At 66.6% G+C, this 21,887-nt stretch carries 22 protein-coding genes; 15 read left to right on the top strand and 7 right to left on the bottom strand.

Features of this window, described 5'->3' with window-relative positions:
* Nucleotides 1-90: 90 nt before the first annotated feature.
* From CH339_RS18625 to CH339_RS18615, 3 genes are all read right to left on the bottom strand, one after another.
* Entirely contained in the window at nucleotides 91-537 is a 447-nt protein-coding gene (locus CH339_RS18625; RefSeq protein WP_111435884.1) for a hypothetical protein, read from the bottom strand.
* A gap of 70 nt (nucleotides 538-607) precedes the next feature.
* Nucleotides 608-1,087, bottom strand: coding sequence for a hypothetical protein (locus CH339_RS18620; RefSeq protein ID WP_111435883.1), 480 nt, complete (start codon nucleotides 1,085-1,087; stop codon nucleotides 608-610).
* A gap of 95 nt (nucleotides 1,088-1,182) precedes the next feature.
* Nucleotides 1,183-1,587, bottom strand: a complete 405-nt coding sequence (locus CH339_RS18615) for an MAPEG family protein (RefSeq protein WP_201240834.1) — start codon at nucleotides 1,585-1,587, stop codon at nucleotides 1,183-1,185.
* 70 nt (nucleotides 1,588-1,657) lie between these two features.
* Between CH339_RS18615 and CH339_RS18610 the strand changes: the two genes are divergently transcribed.
* On the top strand, nucleotides 1,658-2,275 hold the full coding sequence (locus CH339_RS18610) for an alpha-ketoglutarate-dependent dioxygenase AlkB family protein (RefSeq protein ID WP_111435882.1): 618 nt from the start codon (nucleotides 1,658-1,660) through the stop codon (nucleotides 2,273-2,275).
* On the opposite strand, the gene ubiB is transcribed toward CH339_RS18610, so the two are convergent.
* Both ubiB and ubiE read right to left on the bottom strand, forming a co-directional pair.
* A complete protein-coding gene (gene ubiB, locus CH339_RS18605) occupies nucleotides 2,272-3,855 on the bottom strand; it encodes a 2-polyprenylphenol 6-hydroxylase (protein ID WP_111435881.1) in 1,584 nt (527 codons plus the stop codon). The two genes, CH339_RS18610 and ubiB, sit on opposite strands and share 4 nt — an antisense overlap.
* A 33-nt stretch (nucleotides 3,856-3,888) precedes the next feature.
* Nucleotides 3,889-4,668: a bifunctional demethylmenaquinone methyltransferase/2-methoxy-6-polyprenyl-1,4-benzoquinol methylase UbiE gene (ubiE, locus tag CH339_RS18600; RefSeq protein WP_111435880.1), complete on the bottom strand. Its 780-nt coding sequence runs from the start codon at nucleotides 4,666-4,668 to the stop codon at nucleotides 3,889-3,891.
* A gap of 151 nt (nucleotides 4,669-4,819) precedes the next feature.
* Between ubiE and mutM the strand changes: the two genes are divergently transcribed.
* The 9 genes from mutM to CH339_RS18560 all read left to right on the top strand — a co-directional run bounded on the left by mutM (nucleotide 4,820) and on the right by CH339_RS18560 (nucleotide 13,679).
* Nucleotides 4,820-5,716 (top strand): bifunctional DNA-formamidopyrimidine glycosylase/DNA-(apurinic or apyrimidinic site) lyase, encoded by an 897-nt coding sequence (gene mutM / locus CH339_RS18595; RefSeq protein ID WP_111435879.1) that lies wholly within the window; start codon nucleotides 4,820-4,822, stop codon nucleotides 5,714-5,716.
* A 120-nt stretch (nucleotides 5,717-5,836) separates the two neighbouring features.
* A complete protein-coding gene (locus tag CH339_RS18590; RefSeq protein ID WP_111435878.1) occupies nucleotides 5,837-6,610 on the top strand; it encodes an enoyl-CoA hydratase in 774 nt (257 codons plus the stop codon).
* Nucleotides 6,611-6,792: 182 nt separating this feature from the next.
* Nucleotides 6,793-7,059 carry a 30S ribosomal protein S20 gene (rpsT, locus tag CH339_RS18585; protein WP_111435877.1) on the top strand — a complete coding sequence of 89 codons (267 nt, stop codon included), beginning with the start codon at nucleotides 6,793-6,795 and terminating at the stop codon, nucleotides 7,057-7,059.
* A gap of 183 nt (nucleotides 7,060-7,242) precedes the next feature.
* Nucleotides 7,243-7,476, top strand: a complete 234-nt coding sequence (locus CH339_RS24425) for a hypothetical protein (RefSeq protein ID WP_146610241.1) — start codon at nucleotides 7,243-7,245, stop codon at nucleotides 7,474-7,476.
* A 462-nt stretch (nucleotides 7,477-7,938) separates the two neighbouring features.
* On the top strand, nucleotides 7,939-9,399 hold the full coding sequence (dnaA, locus tag CH339_RS18580; protein ID WP_111435876.1) for a chromosomal replication initiator protein DnaA: 1,461 nt from the start codon (nucleotides 7,939-7,941) through the stop codon (nucleotides 9,397-9,399).
* 264 nt (nucleotides 9,400-9,663) lie between these two features.
* Nucleotides 9,664-10,782, top strand: coding sequence for a DNA polymerase III subunit beta (gene dnaN / locus CH339_RS18575; protein ID WP_111435875.1), 1,119 nt, complete (start codon nucleotides 9,664-9,666; stop codon nucleotides 10,780-10,782).
* Nucleotides 10,783-10,831: 49 nt separating this feature from the next.
* Nucleotides 10,832-11,977 carry a DNA replication/repair protein RecF gene (gene recF, locus CH339_RS18570; RefSeq protein WP_111435874.1) on the top strand — a complete coding sequence of 382 codons (1,146 nt, stop codon included), beginning with the start codon at nucleotides 10,832-10,834 and terminating at the stop codon, nucleotides 11,975-11,977.
* Nucleotides 11,978-12,073: 96 nt separating this feature from the next.
* Nucleotides 12,074-12,964 (top strand): DMT family transporter, encoded by an 891-nt coding sequence (locus CH339_RS18565; RefSeq protein WP_111435873.1) that lies wholly within the window; start codon nucleotides 12,074-12,076, stop codon nucleotides 12,962-12,964.
* Nucleotides 12,965-13,064: 100 nt separating this feature from the next.
* The gene (locus tag CH339_RS18560; protein ID WP_111435872.1) at nucleotides 13,065-13,679 is read left to right on the top strand and encodes a LysE family translocator; all 615 of its coding nucleotides are present in this window, start codon (nucleotides 13,065-13,067) and stop codon (nucleotides 13,677-13,679) included.
* A 24-nt stretch (nucleotides 13,680-13,703) separates the two neighbouring features.
* Here the strand turns inward: CH339_RS18560 and CH339_RS18555 are convergent, their stop codons facing one another.
* Nucleotides 13,704-14,285 carry an MOSC domain-containing protein gene (locus CH339_RS18555; RefSeq protein WP_111435871.1) on the bottom strand — a complete coding sequence of 194 codons (582 nt, stop codon included), beginning with the start codon at nucleotides 14,283-14,285 and terminating at the stop codon, nucleotides 13,704-13,706.
* Between the two features lie 244 nt (nucleotides 14,286-14,529).
* Here CH339_RS18555 and gyrB point away from each other — a divergent pair, with 244 nt between their 5' ends.
* The 5 genes from gyrB (at nucleotide 14,530) to CH339_RS18530 (ending at nucleotide 20,492) form a co-directional block, all read left to right on the top strand.
* Nucleotides 14,530-16,971: a DNA topoisomerase (ATP-hydrolyzing) subunit B gene (gyrB, locus tag CH339_RS18550; protein WP_111435870.1), complete on the top strand. Its 2,442-nt coding sequence runs from the start codon at nucleotides 14,530-14,532 to the stop codon at nucleotides 16,969-16,971.
* 342 nt (nucleotides 16,972-17,313) lie between these two features.
* Nucleotides 17,314-18,021: a YfdX family protein gene (locus CH339_RS18545; protein ID WP_111435869.1), complete on the top strand. Its 708-nt coding sequence runs from the start codon at nucleotides 17,314-17,316 to the stop codon at nucleotides 18,019-18,021.
* 238 nt (nucleotides 18,022-18,259) lie between these two features.
* On the top strand, nucleotides 18,260-18,973 hold the full coding sequence (locus tag CH339_RS18540) for an AzlC family ABC transporter permease (RefSeq protein ID WP_111435868.1): 714 nt from the start codon (nucleotides 18,260-18,262) through the stop codon (nucleotides 18,971-18,973).
* The gene (locus CH339_RS18535; RefSeq protein WP_111435867.1) at nucleotides 18,966-19,295 is read left to right on the top strand and encodes an AzlD domain-containing protein; all 330 of its coding nucleotides are present in this window, start codon (nucleotides 18,966-18,968) and stop codon (nucleotides 19,293-19,295) included. Before CH339_RS18540 ends, CH339_RS18535 begins: the two co-directional genes overlap by 8 nt.
* A 630-nt stretch (nucleotides 19,296-19,925) precedes the next feature.
* Nucleotides 19,926-20,492, top strand: coding sequence for a protease inhibitor Inh/omp19 family protein (locus CH339_RS18530; RefSeq protein WP_111435893.1), 567 nt, complete (start codon nucleotides 19,926-19,928; stop codon nucleotides 20,490-20,492).
* 51 nt (nucleotides 20,493-20,543) lie between these two features.
* Here the strand turns inward: CH339_RS18530 and CH339_RS18525 are convergent.
* Nucleotides 20,544-21,887 (bottom strand): MFS transporter (locus CH339_RS18525; protein WP_245408171.1); only part of this gene is annotated, 1,344 nt, incomplete at its 5' end.

Genomic DNA, 21,887 nt, shown 5'->3' with positions numbered 1-21,887 from the left:
GCGCCGCGACCTCGCAAGCCGGGGCCTTCCGGGAGCGTTACCGTAGGACCGGCGCGGGATCGGGTGCGCGCCGGTCCGGTCCGTACCCGATCAGTTGCAGGGCAGCTCCACCGGTTCCATCAGAACCGGCTTTTTCAGGATGTCGTGAAACTTGGCCTCGAAGTCGACATTGATGAAGGAAATCCCCGATCCGTTGCCCTCGTAGAGCACGCGCATATAGACCGAGCCGCTGCTGGTCAGGTTCATGACGATGAGGTGCTCCTGCAGCGAATCGCCGAGGGCGGCGATCGAATAGACCTCGCCGCGGGCGTAGTTGAATTTTGCCAGCACCGGCAGCATCAGCGGCTCCAGCTTGGCCCGGTCGGCCTCGTTCCAGCTCCGTGCCATCTCAGAGAGCTGGCGGACACCTCCGGCGCCGCCGCCGGCAACGAGGGCATCGACGAGCGCGCAGCTTTCGTCGAGCGGCGCGGCGGCGGCGGGCGCCGCGGCAGCGGCAAGGAAGGCGGAGGCCGCAAAGGCGCAAAGGCGTTTCTTCATCGGGTCGGTTCCTTCTGGTCGGTGCTGTTTTTCGTTGGCCGGCCCTTGCCGCTTTCGCCCGGCCGGAGCCTTACGGGCACTTGGACGGTTCGAGCCGGTTCTCTGTGAACATAAGGCGCGGGCGGATGGTTTCCCAATTGACGTTGTAGACAAGGCCCATGATGCCCCAACCGTCGCGGGCCTTGGCAACGGAAATATGCACGAACAGGCGCACGCCGTCGCTGAAGCGGACGATGACGAGGGTATCGGTGAGGTCCTCGGAGAAGGAATAGAGCTCATAGACATTGGCGCCGGCCGGGCGGCGCGACTGGAACAGGCGCAGGAGCGGCTGCTTGGCGCGCTCCAGGTCCTCCTTGGAGCCGCCGCCGGTCATCAGGTCCTCGATGGCGGCAAGCAGTTCGGCGTTGCTGCCGGTGGCCGCGGCCTTGGCGAGATGGCACTGGGGCCCGAGCGGCGTCTCCCACATGCGGGCGCGCAACGGCTGGGCATCGGCAGTGCCGGCGGCGAGCAGCACCAATGCGGCAAGGGCGAATGACAGGGTTCGGATCATCGGACGATCTTTCTTGAAAAAACGAGGGTTTCGCGCCGGCGCGTGGTGCGGCCGGCCCGTCGGTCGGGCGGTGTACGGCCGGAACAGGGCTTTTTTTAGCGCTGCAGCAGCACCCAGACCGATTGGCCGACGCAAAGCACGGCGGCAATGGCGAGCGCGGTGAAGGTGAAGAACATGCCGCGCACCTGGAAGCTGAACTGCTCCGGGTCGCGGGCGACACCGAGGGCATGCAGCACCCGGCCGGCGATGAGGGCAAGGCCGATCAGCACGACGACGCCGCGATTGGCACCCTGCATTTCCGAAAACCCCATGAGGACGAGGGTCAGCGGCACGTATTCGACGAAATTGCCCTGGACGCGGATGGCGCGGCGCAATTCCGCATCGCCGCCGTCGCCGGAAAGGACGTTCTTTACGCGGCGCAGCGCGACGACGCGGGAGCTGAGCCAGATCAGCATGAACGCGGCAATGCCGGCGAAAATCGGCGTGATGATCGGGATCAAAGGCTGTCTCTCCTGAAGCGCTGCCGCCGGCCCCTTGAAACGGGGACCCCATCAAGAGCATATCCGGTCCATGCAGGTAAAGCCCGGATACCTCTCGCCCGCCGACCAGGCGGACCTTCTGTCAGAAATCGCCACCGTGATTTCCGCCGCGCCGTTCTTTACGCCGCGCATGCCGCGGACCGGAAAACCGTTCTCCGTCGCCATGACCAATTGCGGGCCGCTCGGCTGGGTCTCGGATCGCGCCGGCTATCGCTACCAGCCGAGGCATCCGGAAACGGACGCGCCCTGGCCGGCGATGCCGGACCGCCTGCTCGACCTCTGGGATGCGCTCTCCGGCTATCCGGGTCCGCCGCAGGCGTGCCTCGTCAACTACTATGGGCCGGGGACACGGATGGGACTGCATACCGACGCCGACGAGGAGGATTTTTCCGCACCCGTCCTCTCGGTCTCGCTCGGCGATACCGCACTGTTTCGGATCGGCGGGACACGGCGCAAGGATCCGACGCGCTCGTTCCGGGTTTCCTCCGGCGACATCGTGCTGCTGACGGGGGAGACGCGGCGCGCCTATCACGGCATCGACCGGCTCTATCCGGGAACGTCGCGGCTGCTTGCGCCCTATGGCGAGCTTTTCCCCGAGGGCGGGCGGATCAACCTGACGCTCAGGCGGGTGACGCCGGTTTCCGGCTAAAGCACCAGCTTCAAGGCAATGGTTGCCAGCGAGACGGCACCGACCCAGAGGGCGATGCGACCCGACCTTGTGTGGCGCGCTTCGGCCCGGCCGATGGCGTCGGCCGTCGCCGCGTCGAAGCGCAGGCCGTTGCGGCCCATTTCCTGGATCTCGTTCGACAGAGCCTCGGCGCGCTCGGCCAGCATCGGCAGTTCGCGCACGAGGCGGCCGATGGTACCGATGCCGTCGGCGGTATCGCGCAATACGCCCGCGGGCCCGAGGTTCTTTTCCACCCAGTCGCGGACCACCGGTTCGGACACCCGCCACATGTCGAAATCCTCGTCGAGCGAGCGGCCGACGCCCTCCACCACGACCATGGTCTTCTGCAAGAGGATCAGTTCGGTGCGGGTCTCCATGCCGAAGCGCTCGGTGTTCTCGAAAAGCTGGGTCAGCAGGCGCGCCATGGAGATGTCCGAGGCCGACTGGCCGTGGATCGGCTCGCCGATTGCCCGCAGCGACTGGGCGAACAGCTCCACGTCCTTGTCGGGCGGCACATAGCCGGCATCGAAATGGAGCCTGGAGACGCGCAGGTAGTCGCGGCGGATGAAGCCGAAGAGGATTTCGGCAAGGAATTTCCGCTCCGCCTTGGTCAGTCGGCCCATGATGCCGAGGTCGACGGCGACCAGCGTGCCGTCGGCTTCGACGAAGAGATTGCCCGGATGCATGTCGGCGTGGAAGAAGCCGTCGCGGATGGCATGGCGCAGGAAGGACTGGATAACGTTGGCCCCGATCGCCGGCAGGTCATGGCCGGCCTCGGCCAGGTCCTCATGCTTCCACAGCTTGATGCCGTCGATCCATTCCAGCACCAGGACGTTCTTGGCGATGTGCTGCCATTCCACGTTCGGCACCCGGAAACCCGGATCGTTCGCCGTGTTCTCGCCCATCTCCGAAAGGGCGGCGGCCTCCATGCGAAGGTCCATCTCCAATTCGACCGAGGCGGCGAGCGTGTCGACGACGGCAACGGGCCGGAGCCGCCGGGACGGCGGATGGAAGCGCTCGATCAGCCGCGCGGCCATGTAGAAGCTTTTCAGGTCGCGGTTGAAGCGGTGCTGGACGCCGGGGCGCAGCACCTTGACGGCAACGCTGCGAACCGTGCCGTCGTCGCCCTTCATTTCCGCCTTGTGGACCTGTGCGATCGAGGCGGCGGCGACCGGCGGGCCGAAACTCTCGAACATCTCCTCGATGGGCCGGCCGAGGGCGCTCTCTACGGCCTTGCGGGCGGCCTCCTCGGAAAAGGGCGGCAGGCTGTCCTGCAGGTTGCCGAGTTCGCGGGCCATGTCGCGGCCGACGACGTCGGCGCGGGTGGCGAGGAACTGGCCGAGCTTGATGTAGGACGGCCCCATGCGCTGCAGGGCGTTGGAGAGGCGCGCGCCGGTGTCGACGCCGGGCTCGGGGCGGCGCTCGAAAACCTTCAGGACGCGAAGGACGAAGGCCGGCCCCGGCGGCGGATCGGGCGGCGCCAGGAGATTGGGAACGCCCTCGCGCACGAAGGTCCAGCCGGAGCGGCAGAGCCGCGCGAAGGTGACGATGTTGAAGCCCATCGGGGAAATGTGCCGTTTCTTGATTCTGGGTGTTTAGAGCTTCCAGCCGGAATGAATGGCGACGGCGCCGCCGGCGAGCGGCGTAACGTCGACGCGCGAGAAGCCGGCGTCCTGGATCATCTTGGCAAAGCGGGCCTTGTGCGGAAAGACGCGGATCGATTCCACCAGATAGCGGTAGGGCTCGGCGTCGCCGGCGATCATCTTGCCGATCGCCGGAATGACGTTGAAGGAATAAAGGTCGTAGAGCTTGTCGGCCAGCGGCAGGTCCATCTGGGAGAATTCCAGGCAAAGGAACCGGCCGCCCGGCTTCAGCACCCGGAAGGCCTCGTTCACGGCTTCCTGGATGCGCGGCACATTGCGGATGCCGAAGGCGATCGTATAGGCGTTGAAGCGGTCGGAGGCGATCGGCAGGTCCTCGGCGTTGCCCTGGACGAACTCGATGCGGTCGGCGACACCGCGCCGTTCGGCGCGCTCGCGGCCGACGGTCAGCATGGCGTGGTTGATGTCGCAGATGGTGACCTTGGCGCGATCATGGGCCTTTCCCAGGATGCGGAAGGTGATGTCGCCGGTGCCGCCGGCAACGTCGAGCACCTCGTAGGGCCGGGAGCCGGAGCGCGGCGGCGCCAGCTTGGCGATGAAGGCGTCCTTCCAGAGCCTGTGCAGGCCGCCGGACATGGCGTCGTTCATGATGTCGTAGCGCCGCGCCACCTTGTGGAATACGTCGTCGACCATGGTCTGCTTTTCGCCGAGCGCGACTGTCCTGTAGCCGAAGGCGGTCTCGTCGCCGGCATCGTCTTTCTGGCGGATCGTCATGGCGGGTCTTCCTTCGCAAATGCGCCGCGACCATAGCCGAAGCGATCACGGAGCGCCATCGCCCGCGGCGCGCTGTCGGCGGCGGTCATTTGCCGCGAGCCGCGAATGGGTTAGACACGACGACAGACGGCAATTGAGAGGCGGGACGAGCGTGCCGGAACTTCCCGAGGTCGAAACGGTCAGGCGCGGGCTGCAGCCGGCGATGGAAGGCGCGCGGATCATCCGCGTGGAACAGCGCCGGCCCGATCTGCGCTTTCCGTTCCCCGCCGATTTCGTCGGCCGGCTCACCGGTCAGACCATCGTCGCGCTCGGCCGGCGGGCGAAATACCTGCTGGCCGACCTGTCGTCGGGAGACGTCCTCATCATGCATCTCGGAATGTCCGGCTCGTTCCGCGTCGAGACGCCGGAGACGGCGCTGCTGCCGGGGGCATTCCATATGGAGCGGAACAAATCGGCGGCGCACGACCATGTCGTCTTTCATCTCGCCGGACCCGGGACGCCCGACGGCACCAGCGTCATCTATAACGACCCGCGGCGCTTCGGTTTCATGGCGCTCTCACCGCGGGCCGAACTGCACCTCCACCCGTTCTTTGCCGGGCTCGGGCCGGAGCCGACCGGCAATTCGCTCGATGCCGCGACGCTCGCCGCCGCCTGCTGGAACCGCAAGACCAGCCTCAAGGCCGCCCTCCTCGACCAGCGCATCGTCGCCGGCCTCGGCAATATCTATGTCTCAGAGGCGCTGTGGCGCGCGGGCCTGTCGCCGAAGCGCAACGCCTCGTGCCTTGCCACCAAGGCCGGCGCGCCGAGTGTGCGGGCGGAACGGCTGGTGGTTGCCATCCGCGAGACGATCGCGGACGCCATTGCCGCCGGCGGCTCGTCGCTGCGGGACTACGTCCATGCCGACGGCTCGCTCGGCTATTTCCAGCATTCCTTTTCCGTCTACGACCGGGAGGGCACGCCCTGCCGGCACGAGGGCTGCACCGGCACGGTCCGGCGCATCGTCCAGTCCGGCCGGTCCAGCTTCTTCTGCCCGACCTGCCAGCACTGAGGGCGCAATCCCGCCCGGGGCGATTTGCGGAACCGGCCCCTGCGGTAGGCGTTGCAACGGCGTGCGGGCTCGGATAGCTCTTTTAGGAAAAGCGGAACCGCACCCGGAGAGGAAGCAAGAATGGCCTATGAGAACATCGTCGTAGAGACCCGCGGCAAGGTCGGGCTCGTCACGCTGCACCGGCCGAAGGCCATGAACGCCCTCAATTCGGAGCTGATCGCCGAACTGACCAAGGCACTCGACACGTTCGATGCCGACGAAAAGATCGGCTGCGTCGTCATCACCGGGTCGGAAAAGGCCTTTGCCGCCGGCGCCGACATCAAGGAAATGTCGTCGCTGACCTATGTGGACGCCTACAAGGACGACTTCATTTCCACCTGGGACCGGGTGGCGCGTAATCGCAAGCCCGTGATCGCCGCGGTCGCCGGCTATGCGCTCGGCGGCGGCTGCGAGCTGGCCATGATGTGCGACATCATCATTGCCGCGGAGAACGCCAAGTTCGGCCAGCCGGAAATCACCCTCGGGGTAATGCCGGGCGCCGGCGGCACCCAGCGCCTGACCCGCTTCGTCGGCAAGTCGAAGGCGATGGAGATGTGCCTGACCGGGCGCATGATGACGGCCGAGGAGGCGGAAAGCTCCGGCCTCGTCAGCCGCGTGCTGCCGCTCGACGAGATGCTGGACGACGCGCTGGCGACAGCCGCCAAGATCGCCGACTTCTCGCTGCCGGCGGTGATGATGACCAAGGAAGCGGTGAACCGGGCCTATGAAACGACGCTCGCCGAGGGGACCCGCTTCGAGCGGCGCCTGTTCCATTCCCTGTTCGGCACCGAGGACCAGAAGGAAGGCATGCAGGCCTTCGTGGAAAAACGCTCGCCGCAGTTCCGCAATCGCTGAGTCGCGATATTTCGCGGCATTTCCGGGTTCCGATTGACGTTCCCCATGGGGCCAAGTATAAGCGCCCGGATCGGTGGCGGTCGATCCGCCGCCCATGAAACCTGTTGCGCCGTGACCACCGGGATATTCTCAGGTGCCGGCGCAGCGCCTAACCGCAAATCGCACGGAATCGGGAAACACGCATGGCCAATACGGTCTCGGCCAAGAAAATGGCTCGCAAAATCGAGCGGCGCACGGAGATCAACAAATCCCGCCGCAGCCGCATGCGCAATTTTATCCGCAAGGTCGAAGAGGCCATCGCCGGCGGCGACAAGACTGCCGCCAACGAGGCGCTGAGGCAGGCGGAGACGGAAATCATGCGCGCCGCCGGCGACGGCGTGGTGCACAAGAACACCGCCTCGCGGAAAGTGTCGCGCCTGTCGGCACGGGTGAAGGCGGTCGGTGCCTGAGCATCGAAACCAAACCGTCACAAAACCGTTTCAAACCCGGCGCCCCGCGCCGGGTTTTTTGTTTCCGGGCGAAAGAAAAGTTGTGTGATCCGGCAAAAGGCCTGGAATGATTCAACTTACGGTTGGTTAGGGCGACGTGTCATAAAAATCTAAAAGTTAACAAAGCGTTAAGGACCGGTCTTTTTGGAGGACTTCGATTCAGCCGGATTCGGGCGCCTGTCGAGCATCGCCAAGGCGATTTTTTTTGAAGAATTCGATACCGTAAACGTGCCATTTTTTCCCCGCCAGAATCCGTTGACTCCACAGGCGGAAATCGACCCGCCGCGACCGGTCGTCTCGCCGCGCTGTGATCCAAAATGGCTCAATTTCGCGGGTTTCAGAATCCTCACTGTTGCGGCGCCGGGGCCGATTGGCTAGCTTCAAGTCATCGGGGCTGGGGCTCCAGCGTCAACCACACATCGGGAAGTTTTCGAGGCCTATGTTCGGAGCAATGAATATCTATTGCCTAAAATCTAGACATCGAACACTTGCCGAACGGCGGCCCTGCTCCCGGGGCCGCGACCGCCGCTAACTAGCGGATCGGTTCGTCACGAATTCAACTTATACGGTTCATTCGGATCGTGCGAGCTTGTCGCCGGCGCGGGGTGATCCCTGCGCTGTCGACCAATAATGACACGAAAAACATGGTTGCCGAAAGGTAACCGGACGACCTTTTGAGTGCCGGAAAGATCGAGGCGGATCCCGGCAGCACGCAACAGCCGGCAGCGGGACGAGATGCCCTGTGAGGGGCCCCCGGGGCCGGCAACGACGGATACGGCAGACCGACAGCCGCGGCGGCGGGCGGTCCGGCCGACAGGCATTAGATGGAGGCTATCTGAAATGGCACGAGCCGAAGAAGCGGTTCCCTCGGGAGATATGGACGACTGGTCCCGGGTGCGGCGGCGACTGCGCAGCGAACTTGGCGAGGAGGTCTACACGAGCTGGTTCGAACGGGTCGACCTGGAGGACCGTTCCAACGGGACCGTGCACCTGTCGGTGCCGACGCGGTTCCTGAAGCAGTGGATTCAGTCCCATTACGGCGACCGGCTGATCGGCCTGTGGCGCAGCGAATGCGAGGACATCCGCCGCATCGAGCTGACGGTGCGCGGCGCCACCCGTCCGCGCCAGACCCTGGCCCGCACCGCGGCCGGCCCGGAAGCCCGCTCGGCCGCCGTCGAGGCGGCAAAGCGCGGCAGCGCGACGTCCCGCGCCGACGCCTCGCTGCGCACCGAGAGCGGCCGGGCCGAGCGCGCCGACAACGCCTTTTCCTCGCCGCTCGATCCGCGGCTGACCTTCGACAATTTCATGGAAGGGGCCTCCAACACCCTGGCGCTGGCGGCGGCACGGCAGATCGCGGCGGCCGCTCCGACCACCTACAATCCGCTCTATCTCTGCGCCTCGGTCGGCCTCGGCAAAACGCACCTGCTTCAGGCGATCGCCGCGGATGCGCGCAGCAAGACGCCCGCACGCCGGGTGCTCTACCTGACCGCCGAGCACTTCATGTACCGCTTCGTGGCGGCGCTGCAGTCGCAGTCGGCGATTGCCTTCAAGGACGGCTTCCGGGGCATCGACCTGCTGCTCATCGACGATCTGCAGTTCCTGCACGGTCCGCAGGTGCAGAAGGAGTTCTGCCACACCCTCAATGCCCTCATCGACGGTGCCCGGCAGGTGGTGGTCGCCGCCGATCGGCCGCCGGTGGAACTGGAATCCCTCGACGAGCGCGTTCGCTCGCGGCTGAACGGCGGGCTCCTTGCCCAGATATGCGCGCCGGACTATGCGCTGCGCCGCTCCATCCTGACCCAGCGGATCGCGGCGGCCCGCAATGGCGGCGCCAGCCTTGCCGTCCCCGACGACGTCCTCGACTACGTCGCCCGGCATGTCACGGCCAATTCCCGCGACCTCGACGGGGCGGTCAACCGGCTGCTCGCCGCCAACCAGCTCACCGGCGCGCCGATCAGCCTGGAAATGGCCGAGATGTCGCTGCGCGACCTGGTCCGCGCCAAGGAGCGCCGACGGGTGCGCATCGAGGACATCCAGCGCACCGTCTCCAAGCATTACAGCGTCACCCGCGACGACCTGACCTCGGCACGGCGCAACAGGGCGATCGTCCGGCCGCGGCAGATCGCCATGTTTCTGGCCAAGGCGCTGACGCCGCGTTCGCTGCCGGAGATCGGCCGCCATTTCGGCGGCAGGGACCACACGACCGTCCTGCATGCGGTGCGCAAGATCGAACACCTCGTCTCCACCGACAAGGCGGTGGCCGACGAGGTGGAGCTTCTGAAAAGGTTGCTCGACAACTGACCGACCCGGGAGATCGCGGCGCTGGAAACGCGCCGCTTTCCCTGGAGACATATTCATCCCCGGCGCGCTCCGGACCCCGTTGCGCGGCCTGGCGAGATGCGGCGGACCGGAGGGCGCGGCAGCGATGCTGCGCCCTCTTGCATATCGGACGCTTTAAGGGCAGTTTCGTCAGTCCGTTGCAGGGGGCAACAGCCGCAACGCCGCGGCCGGCACCCCGCCCTTCCGGCCGATGTCCGTGTTTTCGCCAAGTCTGGAATCGATCCCATGAAAGTCACACTCGAGCGGGCCGACTTGCTGAAGTCCCTCACCCATGTGCACCGCGTCGTGGAGCGGCGCAGCACCATTCCGATCCTGTCCAACGTGCTGATGCGCGCCGAAGGCGGGGAAATGCGGCTGAAGGCGACCGACCTCGACCTGGAAGTCTCGGAAACCGTGGCGGCGATGATCGAGCAGCCGGGGGCGACGACGATTCCCGCCCACATGCTCTACGACATCGTCCGCAAGCTGCCGGACGGCGCCGAGACGGTGCTTGAGACGGCAGGCGACGACAGCCTGATGACGCTTTCTTCCGGGCGCTCCAATTTCAGCCTGCAGATGCTGCCGGAGACCGACTTTCCGGACCTGACCGCCGGCACCTTCAGCCATTCCTTCGAGATCGATGCGCGCGAACTGAAGCGCCTCGTCGACCGCACCCAGTTCGCGATCTCCACCGAGGAGACGCGCTACTACCTCAACGGCATCTATTTCCACACCACCGAGCTGAACGGCGAGACCGTGCTGCGCGCCGTCGCCACCGACGGCCACCGGCTCGCCCAGGCCGACACCAAGGCGCCGGAGGGGGCCGCGGGGATGCCCGGCATCATCGTGCCGCGCAAGACCGTCGGCGAGATCCAGAAGCTCGTCGAAGACCCGGAAGCGACCGTCCAGGTCGAGCTGTCGGACGCCAAGATCCGCTTCACCATCGGCTCGGTCGTGCTGACCTCCAAGCTGATCGACGGCACCTTCCCGGACTATGCGCGGGTGATCCCGCAGAACAACGACAAGGAACTGATCGTCGACCGGGACCCCTTCAAGGAGGCCGTCGACCGCGTCTCGACGATTTCCTCGGAGCGCGGGCGGGCGGTCAAGCTGCAGCTCGCCGAGGGCCGGCTGGTGCTCACCGTCAACAACCCGGATTCCGGCAGCGCCACGGAAGAGCTCGCCGTCGACTACCAGGCGGAGGACCTGGAGATCGGCTTCAATTCCCGCTATCTCCTCGACATCACGGCCCAGCTTTCCAGCGACACCATCGTCTTCCTCCTGGCCGATCCGGGCTCGCCGACGCTGATCCGCGACAAGGGCGACAAGGGCACGCTCTACGTCCTGATGCCGATGCGGGTGTAAGGCCGGCCGGGGACTTTCCGCCGATCGAAGGGGGCTTTCCGCCACGCCGATGACCGATGCCGGCGCCCTTTCCGTGACCGCCCTCAAGCTGACCGATTTCCGGAACTACGCCCGCCTGTCGATGGCGCCGGACGCGCGCCATGTGGTGCTCGCCGGGGAAAACGGCGCCGGCAAGACCAACATCCTGGAAGCGCTGTCCTATCTCTCGCCGGGTCGCGGGCTCAGGCGGGCACGGCTTGAGGACGTGGCGCGCCAGGGCGGCGGAGGCGGCTGGGCCGTTGCGGCAACGCTCCTCGGCGCTGCCGGCGAGACCGTCGTCGGTACCGGGCTCGTTGCCGAGGGGCCGGACCCGGAGCGCCAGCGCCGCATCCGCATCGACGGCACCACCGCGCGGACCTCCGAGGAGCTGCTCGATGTCGCCCGCGTCTTGTGGCTGACGCCGGCGATGGACGGGCTTTTTACCGGCGCGGCCGGCGACCGGCGGCGCTTCCTCGACCGGCTGGTGCTGGCCATCGACCGCGACCATGCCCGCCGGGTGTCGTCTTTCGAAAAGGCCATGCGCGAGCGCAACCGGGTGCTGGAAGAGGGCGGCCGCAGTTCCTGGCTCGACGGTCTGGAAGCGCAGATGGCCGAATACGCCGTTGCGGTCGCCGCCGCGAGAGCCGAGCTTGCCGCCTGTTTCTCCCGGCTGATCGCCGCCCACCACGACCCGCAATCGCCCTTTCCCGATGCCGTTCTCACCCTCGACGGCGCGCTGGAGCGCGAGGTCTCGAACCGCCCGGCCGTCGAAGTCGAGGATGCCTATCGCGAAACGCTGGCCGACGCCCGTCACGGCGACCGGGCCGCCGGGCGGGCGCGTTCCGGCCCCCACCGCAGCGACCTTCTGGTGCGCCACGGACCGAAGGACATGGCGGCGGCGACCTGTTCCACCGGCGAGCAGAAGGCGCTGCTCCTCGGCCTCGTCCTTGCCCATGCGCGGCTGGTGGAGGAGATGACGGGAAGGACCCCCCTCCTCCTCCTCGATGAGGTCGCCGCCCATCTCGACACCCACCGGCGGGCCGGGCTCTTTGCCGCCCTCGACCGGCTCGGCGTCCAGGCCTGGATGACCGGCACGGACCTGTCGCTCTTTGCCGCGCTGGAAGACCGCGCGCAGCGGTTTTCCGTCCATGACGGCACGGTCTCCGGCGAGAGCTGACCCCCAGAACAAACGGCGTGACGGCGCGCGCCGCTTGGCGTAAGGAGCCGTTCGACACAGTCTCGCGGTCCGCCGCGACATCCTTCGGCCGATGCCATGACCTTCGAACTCGCCGCCCTTGCGGCCGCGCTTCTCTGGGCCTTTTCCGGGCTCCTGTCCGCCGGCCCGTCCCAGCATCTCGGCGCCATCGCCTTCAACCGGCTGCGCATGGGCATGGTCTTCGTCATGCTGGCCGTTGCCGCAACGCTCACCGGCGGCTGGGCGACGGTCTCCGGCGATCAGGCCCTTGCCATCCTTGCCTCCGGCTTCATCGGCATCTTCCTCGGCGACACCGCGCTGTTCCTGACCATGAACCGGCTCGGCCCGCGGCGCTCCGGCATCCTCTTTGCCCTCAACGCGCCGCTGGCGGCACTGCTCGGCTGGCTGGTTCTCGGCGAGGTGCTGTCGAGCCGGGCGGTCACGGGCATCGCCCTGTCGGTGGTGGGCGTCATCATGGCCATCGCCTTCGGCAAGCGCCGCTCCCAGCTCCACCAGTGGGAGAATATCCGCGGGCCGCTGCGGCTCGGCATCCTGCTCGGGCTCACCTCGGCCATGTCCCAGGCGCTCGGCTCGCTGATCGCCCGGCCGGTGATGGCGGCAGGCGCCGATCCGGTCGCGGTCTCGGCGATCCGCGTCGGCATCGCCGTTCTCGGCCTCACCCTGCTGATGCAGCTTCCGGTGCTGAAATTCCGCCAGCGGAACCCGGTCACACCGAGGATTGTCGGCCAGATCGCCCTTTCCGGCTTTGTTGCCATGGGCGTCGGCATGACGCTGGTGCTCTATGCGCTGTCCGGCGGCGAGGTCGGCATCGTCTCGACGCTGTCGGCCACCTCGCCGGTGCTGATCCTGCCGCTTCTTTGGATCCATACGGGCGAGCGGCCGTCGCTCTGGGCCTTTGCCGGCGCCGCCCTCGTCATTGCCGGTACGGCGCTGATCTTCCTCGATTGACCTGCCCGGGAGGGACCGGCCGGCAATAGGTCAGCCATATTGACTTTTTGCCGCGGGCGGCGCCAGATCGGCGTCGCCATCCTCCATCCGGACCCCGGCCATGAACGTTTTCGGGCTTGCCGTCTTCGTCGGCGTCTATTTCCTGGCGGTGATGACCCCCGGACCGGGCGTCGTCGGCCTGATCGGCCACACGCTGGCCCACGGACGGCGCGACGCGGTGCCCTATGTCGCCGGCATGGTCGCGGGAAACCTCATCTGGTTCGCCTGTGCCGTCGGCGGCCTCGCCCTTCTCGCCCAGACCTTCCATGCCGCGTTCGTCGCCATCAAATACGCCAGCATCGCCTATCTGCTCTATCTCGCCGTCAAGGCCTGGACGTCGGAGCCGCAGCCGAAAGCGGCGGTGCCGCCGGCCTCGCTGCACTCGTCCCTGTCGGCGGCCTTCACCGCGCTTGCGATCACGCTCGGCAATCCCAAGACCATGGTCTTCTACCTCGCCATCCTGCCGACGGTCGTCGACCTGAAGACGCTGGTGCTGGTCGATGCGCTGGCCTGCGGCGGCGCCATCGCCGTGGTGCTGCCGGCGGGCATGGCGGTCTATGTCCTCGCCGTCGACCGGGCCCGCGACCTGATGCGTTCCGGGCGCGGATTGCGGCTCCTCAACCGCATCGCCGGCACGGCCATGGCCGGTGCGGCGCTGACCATCGCATCGCGCTGAACGCCTGCCGCGGCGGCAGCGCGGTCAGACCCGCTCAAGGGCGATATGCGGCCCCGGCCGCAGGGTAACGACTACCGCATCGCCCGGCCGCACTGCACCGCCGGCAAGGACGATGCCCATGACGCCCGCCTTCGGGACCGGACGGCCGGCGGCATCGCGCCCGATCACCGCCTTCAGCAGTCCTTGCCGGAAATCGTCGATCTGGGCACATGGATTGCGCAGGCCGGTGATCTCGACCACCGCGTCGGCGCCGACGGCAAGCCGCGTGCCCCGTGGCAGCGCCAGAAGATCGAGGCCGGCGGTGGTAATGTTTTCGCCGAGATCGGCCGGCGCGATATCGAATCCCTTTTCGGCCAGTTCGTCGAGGAGCTCGCCATGGATCAGGTGAACCTGGCGCAGGTTCGGCTGTGTCGGATCCCGGCGCACCCGCGAGCGGTGCTGCACGGTCGAGCCGGCATGGCCATCGCCGGCAACGCCGAGACCCGCAACAAGCGTGATGCCCGGTTGCGGCTCCTTGGAGAAGGCGTGACCGGGACTGGCGGCGACGGCGAGGACGTGGCCCGCCTGTTGAACATTTTCGGTCGATGCGGCCGGATATGCCGTCATTCATGCCCCTTTTTTTGCTCCGATGCGGCCCGCCGACCGGCGATCGGCGGTCCGTTTCCGGCGATTGTTCGCGCCCGTTTCCGGCCAAATGCGGCAGGAATGCGCCGCAATTCACACGGGGCTGCGATTCGCCCCTTTAACCCTTTGTTTTCATAACTGATTTCAGGGGCTTTTTCGCGTGTAATCCCGGCTTCGAACCCCTATATTGGAGGCGAATCATTGTGCCACAATCCAAGACGGTTTCATGACGGACGCACCCCAGAACGGCAACGGCAATAGCGGCGACTACGGCGCCGAATCCATCAAGGTCCTCAAAGGCCTCGATGCGGTACGCAAGCGTCCGGGGATGTATATCGGCGACACCGACGACGGCTCGGGCCTGCACCACATGGTCTACGAGGTGGTCGACAACGCCATCGACGAGGCGCTGGCCGGCTGGGCCGATGCCGTCACCGTGGTGCTCAATGCCGACGGTTCGGTCACCGTCACCGACAACGGACGCGGCATCCCCACCGACATCCACGAGGGCGAGGGCGTCTCGGCGGCCGAGGTCATCATGACCCAGCTCCATGCCGGCGGTAAATTCGACCAGAACTCCTACAAGGTCTCCGGCGGCCTGCACGGCGTCGGCGTTTCCGTCGTCAACGCCTTGTCGGTGTGGCTGGAGCTACGCATCTGGCGCAACGACCACGAACACACCATGCGCTTTTCCAACGGCGTCGCCGAGATGCCGCTCAAGGTGACCGGGGACGCCAAGGGCAAGAGCGGCACGGAAGTCACCTTCATGCCGTCGACCGAAACCTTCACCATGACGGATTTCGACTACGGCACGCTGGAGCACCGGCTGCGCGAACTCGCCTTTCTGAATTCCGGCGTGCGCATCATCCTCACCGACAATCGCGGCGTTGAGTCCAAGAGCGAAGAACTGATGTATGAGGGCGGCCTGGAAGCCTTCGTGCGCTACCTGGACAAGGCGAAGCATCCGCTGGTTCCGGACCCGATCGCAATCCGCGCGGAGCGCGACGACGTCACCGTCGAGGCGGCGCTGTGGTGGAACAACTCCTACCACGAGAACGTGCTGTGCTTCACCAACAACATCCCGCAGCGGGACGGCGGCACGCACCTAGCCGGGTTTCGTGGCGCGCTGACCCGCCAGGTCACCGGCTATGCGGAATCGTCCGGCATCGCCAAGCGGGAAAAGGTCTCGCTGACCGGCGAGGACTGCCGCGAGGGGCTGACCTGCGTGCTCTCCGTCAAGGTGCCGGATCCGAAATTCTCGTCCCAGACCAAGGACAAGCTGGTCTCCTCCGAAGTCCGGCCGGTCGTTGAAAACGTCATCAACCAGGCGCTCGCCACCTGGTTCGAGGAGCATCCGGCGGAGGCCAAGACCATCGTCTCAAAGGTCGTGGAGGCCTCGGCCGCCCGCGAGGCGGCGCGCAAGGCGCGCGAATTGACCCGCCGCAAGGGCGCGCTCGACGTCGCCTCCCTGCCCGGCAAGCTCGCCGACTGCCAGGAGCGCGACCCGTCGAAGGCCGAGCTGTTCCTCGTTGAGGGCGATTCGGCCGGCGGCTCGGCCAAGCAGGGCCGGGCCCGGGCGACCCAGGCCGTGCTGCCGCTGCGCGGCAAGATCCTCAACGTGGAGCGGGCGCGCTTCGACAAGATGCTGTCGAGCCAGGAAATCGGCACCATGATCACCGCGCTCGGCACCGGTATCGGCAAGGAAGAGCTCGATATCAACAAGCTGCGCTACCACAAGATCATCATCATGACGGACGCCGACGTCGACGGCGCCCATATCCGCACGCTGTTGCTCACCTTCTTCTTCCGGCAGATGCCGGAGCTGATCGAGCGCGGCCACCTCTATATCGCCCAGCCGCCGCTCTTTAAGGTGAAGCGCGGCAACTCCGAGCAGTACCTGAAGGACGAGCGGGCCTTAGAGGACTATCTGATCGCCGGCGGCCTCAACGAGGCCGTGCTGACGCTGGCCACCGGCGAGACGCTGGCCGGCCCGGACCTTGAGACGATCGTCACCCGCGGCCGCTCCATCAAGGGCGTGCTCGACGGGCTCCATTCCCGCTACAATCGCGACGTGGTGGAGCAGGCGGCGATCGCCGGCGCGCTCGACCCGGAAGCGCTCAGCAATCCGGAAAAGGCCCGCGAGGCGGCGGCCTATATCGCCCGGCGGCTCGACATCATCTCCGAGGAGACTGAGCGCGGCTGGACCGGCGAGGCCCGCGACGACGGCAGCCTCGTCTTTGAGCGCACCGTGCGCGGCGTCAAGGAGGTGGCGACCATCGACACCGCCCTGATCGGCTCGACCGATGCCCGCAAGCTCAACGCCAACGCCGAACATCTGAAGGAAATCTACGTCAAGGCGGCGGCCCTTCAGCGCAAGGACCTGAGGACCGACATCCGGGGGCCGCGCGCCCTCGTCGACGCGGTCTTTACCGCCGGCGGCAAGAACGTCTCGCTGCAACGCTACAAAGGGCTCGGCGAGATGAACCCGGAACAGCTCTGGGAGACCACCCTCGACCCGGATGCGCGCTCGCTCCTGCAGGTGCGCCTGAAGGAGGGCGAGGAAGCGGACGCGGAAATGGTGTTCTCCTCGCTGATGGGCGATGACGTGGAACCGCGCCGGGAGTTCATCCAGGAAAACGCCCTCAGCGTCGCCAATCTGGACATCTGATCCGAGCGGCTCTCGAGGGCGCTGAGGCGTCCGTTGCCGGCGCTTGTAGCGGCAGAGTGGGGCTGCAGCCCCGCGCCATTTGAGGTGTCATCGCGAGGCGCCGCAGGCGCCGTGGCGATCCAGGGGCCGCCTGCCCGGTGCATGCCGCTCTGGATTGCCGCACTCGCTTCGCTCGTTCGCAATGACGCCGAGAAGGGACGAACGGTTTCTGCGGTCCCTTTCCCGCCCCCATTACCAAGCTTTAATTCTCCGGACACTTTGTCGCAATCCGTGGTCCCCATATCAGCGGTGTCCCCAAGGGACACCGTTACAAATCAATAGCTTGAGGAAAGGATCACAGACATGAAAACGCGCAGGAACATGACAGCCGTCGCGCTTGCGGGCGCCCTTGCCGCACTTCCGGTGATCGCCGCGACCGCGGGCTACGCCGCCGACCAGAAGGCCGCCGAAGCAACGACCAAGGCCGCCAGCACGGATGCCGTCGCCGCGGCCCTCGACACCAAGGACAAGAAGATCATCAAGACCGTCGACGAGGCCTATCGCGGTCTTCGCGAGGTCCGCGCCGCGCGGCTCGCCATCTTCAACGGCACGCCGGACGTCGCCACCGAATTCGTCGACAAGGCCGCCACCGACCTGAAGACGGCGCAGTCGTCGATGAAGGACTTTTCCGTCGTCACCACCAAGAAGGCGGCCGAAGGCGATGCGTATCTTCCCTTCGATTCCTCGCTGACGCTGGCCGAGGGGCTCGTGCCATCCGCCGACAAGGCCGAGACCGTGAAGAAGGCCAATGAGCACCTGGCCAAGGGCGATCACAAGAAGGCCGCAGAAGTCCTGCGCGAGGGCAGCATCGACGTCACCGTGTCGGCCGCGCTGATCCCGGCCAAGGCCAGTCTCGACCACGTCAAGGATGCCGTGAAGCTGCTCGGCGAGAAGAAATACTACGAGGCCAACCTGGCGCTGAAGGCTGTGGAAGATTCCGTGATCGTGGAATCCTACAGCATCGACGGCGTCCCGCAGCAGGGCAGCGGCAGCGGCAGCGCCAACGGCTGACCGGACCCCACCAGAACCTGACATTCTCCCCCGCAAAGGCCGGAACGAACGCCTCCACAGGCCGCTCGCTCCGGCTTTTCCCCGTCAGATCCGGTCGCGCCGCGCAACCGGCAGGCCGTGAGCCGCTGGACAGGACGGCGGAGGGACGCTACCGAAGGGCAGATACTCCCCAAGAGGCGTCCGGTCGACCAGATGTCGCCGCGGCGCCCGATCGCTTCGACCCGTTCTCCGGCTGCCCATGCTCCTGTCCGCCTTCCGATCGAGGCCGTTCCTTGCCGGCGTCCGGGCCATCGCGCCGCTGGTCCCGCCGATGTTCGCCTTCGGCATGATCTCCGGCGTCGCCGCGGCCGATGCCGGCGTTTCCTTTGCCGCCGCGATGGGCATGGCGGTCGTCATCTTCGCCGGGGCGGCCCAGCTCGCGATCGCCCAGCTCATCAACCAGGACGCCCTGCCGGTGGTCCTCGTCGCCACGGCCTTCGTCATCAATCTGCGCTTTGCCATGTACAGCGCCTCGCTGGCGCCGCACCTGAAGCACCTACCCGCGCCCAAGCGCGCCGGGCTCGCCTATATCCTCTCCGACCAGGCCTACGCCCTCAGCATCATCCGGATGACCTCCGACGAGCACGGCGGCGAGGAGCGCGGCCATCTGTTCCTGTTCGCCTGCGGGCTGATGGTCTGGCTGACCTGGCTGCCGGCGAGCGTTGCCGGCTATGTCATCGGCGCCGGCATCCCGCCGAGCTGGGGTCTCGGCTTTGCCGTTCCGCTGTCGTTCATGGCGCTGCTCGTGCCGGCCCTGAAGGACCGGCCGACGGTCGTGGCCGCCATTGTCGGCGGCAGCGTCGCGGTGATCGCCGGCGGGCTGCCCTATAATCTCGGCCTCGGCCTCGGCGCCGTCAGCGGCATCGCCACCGGCTACCTGACGGAGCGGCTGCGGGAGGCGCGCAATGGATAACGGGTTGGTCCTGTGGATGGTGATTCTCGCCAGCGGGGCGCTCACCTTCGGGCTGCGCTGGTCGTTCATCCATGCGCTTGGCGGCCGGGAGATCCCGCCGACGCTGATGCGGCTGCTGCGCTACGTGCCGCCGGCGGTGCTCGCCGCACTGGTCGTTCCGGCGATCCTGAGGCCGGACGGTCCGATCGACCTTTCCCTCGACAACCACCGCCTGATCGCCGGGGCTTTCGCGCTCGTCGCCGCCGTCGCCACGCGAAGCGTTTTCGGCACGCTCGCCGTCGGCATGGGCGCTTTGTGGATTGTGAATTACCTTTTCCCGTAAAAAACGCCGAAAATTGTATCTGATTTATTGATTTAATATTCTGTATTCACCGCATGCATGTTTCGAACTGAAACAACATAGCTCTCCGCAGCTCTTTCTATTAGGTCAATGATCGGACAGCCGCGCGACTACGCATGATTCTCTAATCGGTTATTTTAACGGGCTGAATCGGCCGCACCAGTGACCTGACTCGCGCTGGCGCAGTTCCAGTCGGGCGGTTCTATCGGCCGATACATGGAGTCGGATCCGGCCGGAAATACCCTGTGGGCAGCGCCATAATTCCATATGTTATCTGCTGTAATCTTTGCTTTTGGATACAGTGCATATACTGGGCAGTACCTGCCTGGCCTTGCGCCCTCGGCCTTCCGGCGGAGCGCCCGGGCCGCAAAAGACGACTCCGCCCAAGGTTTTTTTGCCCGCGCACCCGCCGGCGACGCCATCCGGTCGAGCGCCGCACTTGCACACAGAAGCGCTGTAAGTCAGGTGGAAAGCTGTTGCCTCCGGGCAACGGTCGCGGGTCGATTGGACCGGAAATTGTGCGGCCCGGTTCCGGTTAACCGCAAATTTGCCTTAATCGGCGTAAACCGGTCTACACTCGTCATTCACACGACAGCCCTTGGGAGCATTATGATGCGGCGCCCGGTTTTCGTCCTACTCGCCCTCGCCCTTTCGCTGGGCGCCTGTCAGCGTCTCGGCTTCGGTTCCAGCGTCGATCCGCTGCCGGCCAGCCCGACCCAGCCGGTGGCCTCCGGGGCGCTCGCGCCCGTCGATCTGGTGCCGCCGGATCGCGCCACCGACGCCAATGGCCAGCCCTTGCCGCCGGTGGACGGCCAGACCCCCGAGGGCATGCCTGCCGAGGGCACCGACGTTGCCTCCGCCGGCCCCGTCGTCCCGGCAGAGCCGGCCGGCAGCCAGGAAGTCGGCCGCACCGACATGCTCGGCGGCTGGTCCGTGGCCTCCGGCGGCGACCGCTGCCAGCTCTTCATGACGCTGACCACCTGGTCCGGCGGCTACCGCGCCAGCACCCGCGGCTGCGGCACGGAAACCCTGAAGACGATCTCGGCCTGGGACCTCAACGGCAAGCAGGTGATCCTGAAGGACAAGGGCGGCGAGCGCATCGCCACGCTCTATTCCAATGGCGCCGAGCGGTTTAACGGCCAGACGGTCGGCGGCAGCGCCATTTCGGTTTCCCGATAGCGACTATCGGCCGGCCCGCCTCGTGCGGGCCGCGCCCATTGGCCCTGAGCGTTATTCGGCCGCCTCGGTGCGGACCATGACGAGCAGGACGGCGCCGACGACAAAGAACGCCACCAGCACCGAAATACCGATCCGCTGGCTGCCGGAGAGCGCCGTCAGCAGGCCGACGGCGAATGGCCCCATGAAGCTGGTCAGCTTGCCGGAAAGCGCAAACAGCCCGAAGAACTGGGTCAGCCGGTCGCGCGGCGCGACGCGGACGAGAAGCGTCCGCGAGGCGGACTGAAGCGGCCCCGCCGCCGCCCCGATCAGCCCGCCCAACAGCATATAGGCCATTTCCGGAACGCTGGCGAAGAGCCCGTCGACGGCATCGGACGGCACCGTCTCCACCACGAAGAGAATATGGCTGCGGTCGACGGAAAGGATGCCGACGGCCGAGACGATGAGCAGCGCGATTGCCGTCAGTACCACCGGCTTCGGCCCCAGAAGATCGTCGAAGCGCCCGCCGATGACCGCGCCGATGGTGCCGGCGATGGTCAGCCAGATCCCGAAGATGCCGATCTCGATGGTCGACCAGCCGAAGACGCCGGTGCCGTAGATGCCGCCGAAGGCGAACAGGGCGACGAGGCCGTCCGTGTAAGTCATGTGGGCGATGAGATAGGTGAAGGCGTTGCGGTAGTGCTTCAGGTCGCGGACCGTGGCGACGAGTTCGCGAAAGCCGATGCCGACGGAGGCCCTCAGCGTCGCCTTCTTGCGGCCGTCGGGGGTGAACAGGAACAGCGGCAGGATGAAGACGACGTACCAGATCGCCGTGAACGGGCCGGACGCGCGGTCGCCCTCATGTGTCGCCGGATCGAGGCCGAGGATCGGCGTCAGCCCGAAGAGCGTCTCACCGCTCTCCGGCCGTGCGGCGATGAAGCCGAGGACGATGACAAGGGTGATGAGCCCGCCGACATAGCCAACGGCCCAGCCGGTGCCGGACAGGCGACCGAGTTTTTCGGTCGGCACCAGGTCCGGCATCATGGCGTTGGTGAAGACGGTGGCGAACTCCACCCCGACCGTGCCGATGACGAAGGCGGTGAGCACGATGAGGACGGCCGCCTCGTCGCCCGGCCGGCCCCACCACAACATCAACGCACCGATGACGACGGCGAGCGAGAAGCCGAAGATCCAGGGTTTTCGCCGCCCGCCGGCATCGGCGACGGCGCCGAGCACAGGCGACAGGACGGCGATGATGGCCCCGGCAATCCCCGTCGCCAGCCCCCACCAGGCCTGGCCGTCGGCCGGGCTCGCCGCGATCGCGGAGACGAAATAGGGGCCGTAGACGAAGGTCGTGACCAGTGTGAACCAGGGTTGGGCGGCGAGGTCGAACAGGAGCCAGCCGGCAATCGCCGGACG

The sequence above is a fragment of the Rhodobium orientis genome, from assembly GCF_003258835.1.
Lineage (GTDB): Bacteria > Pseudomonadota > Alphaproteobacteria > Rhizobiales > Rhodobiaceae > Rhodobium > Rhodobium orientis.
Note: the sequence above shows the minus strand (reverse complement) of the source record. Positions and strands in the feature narration are given on the sequence as shown.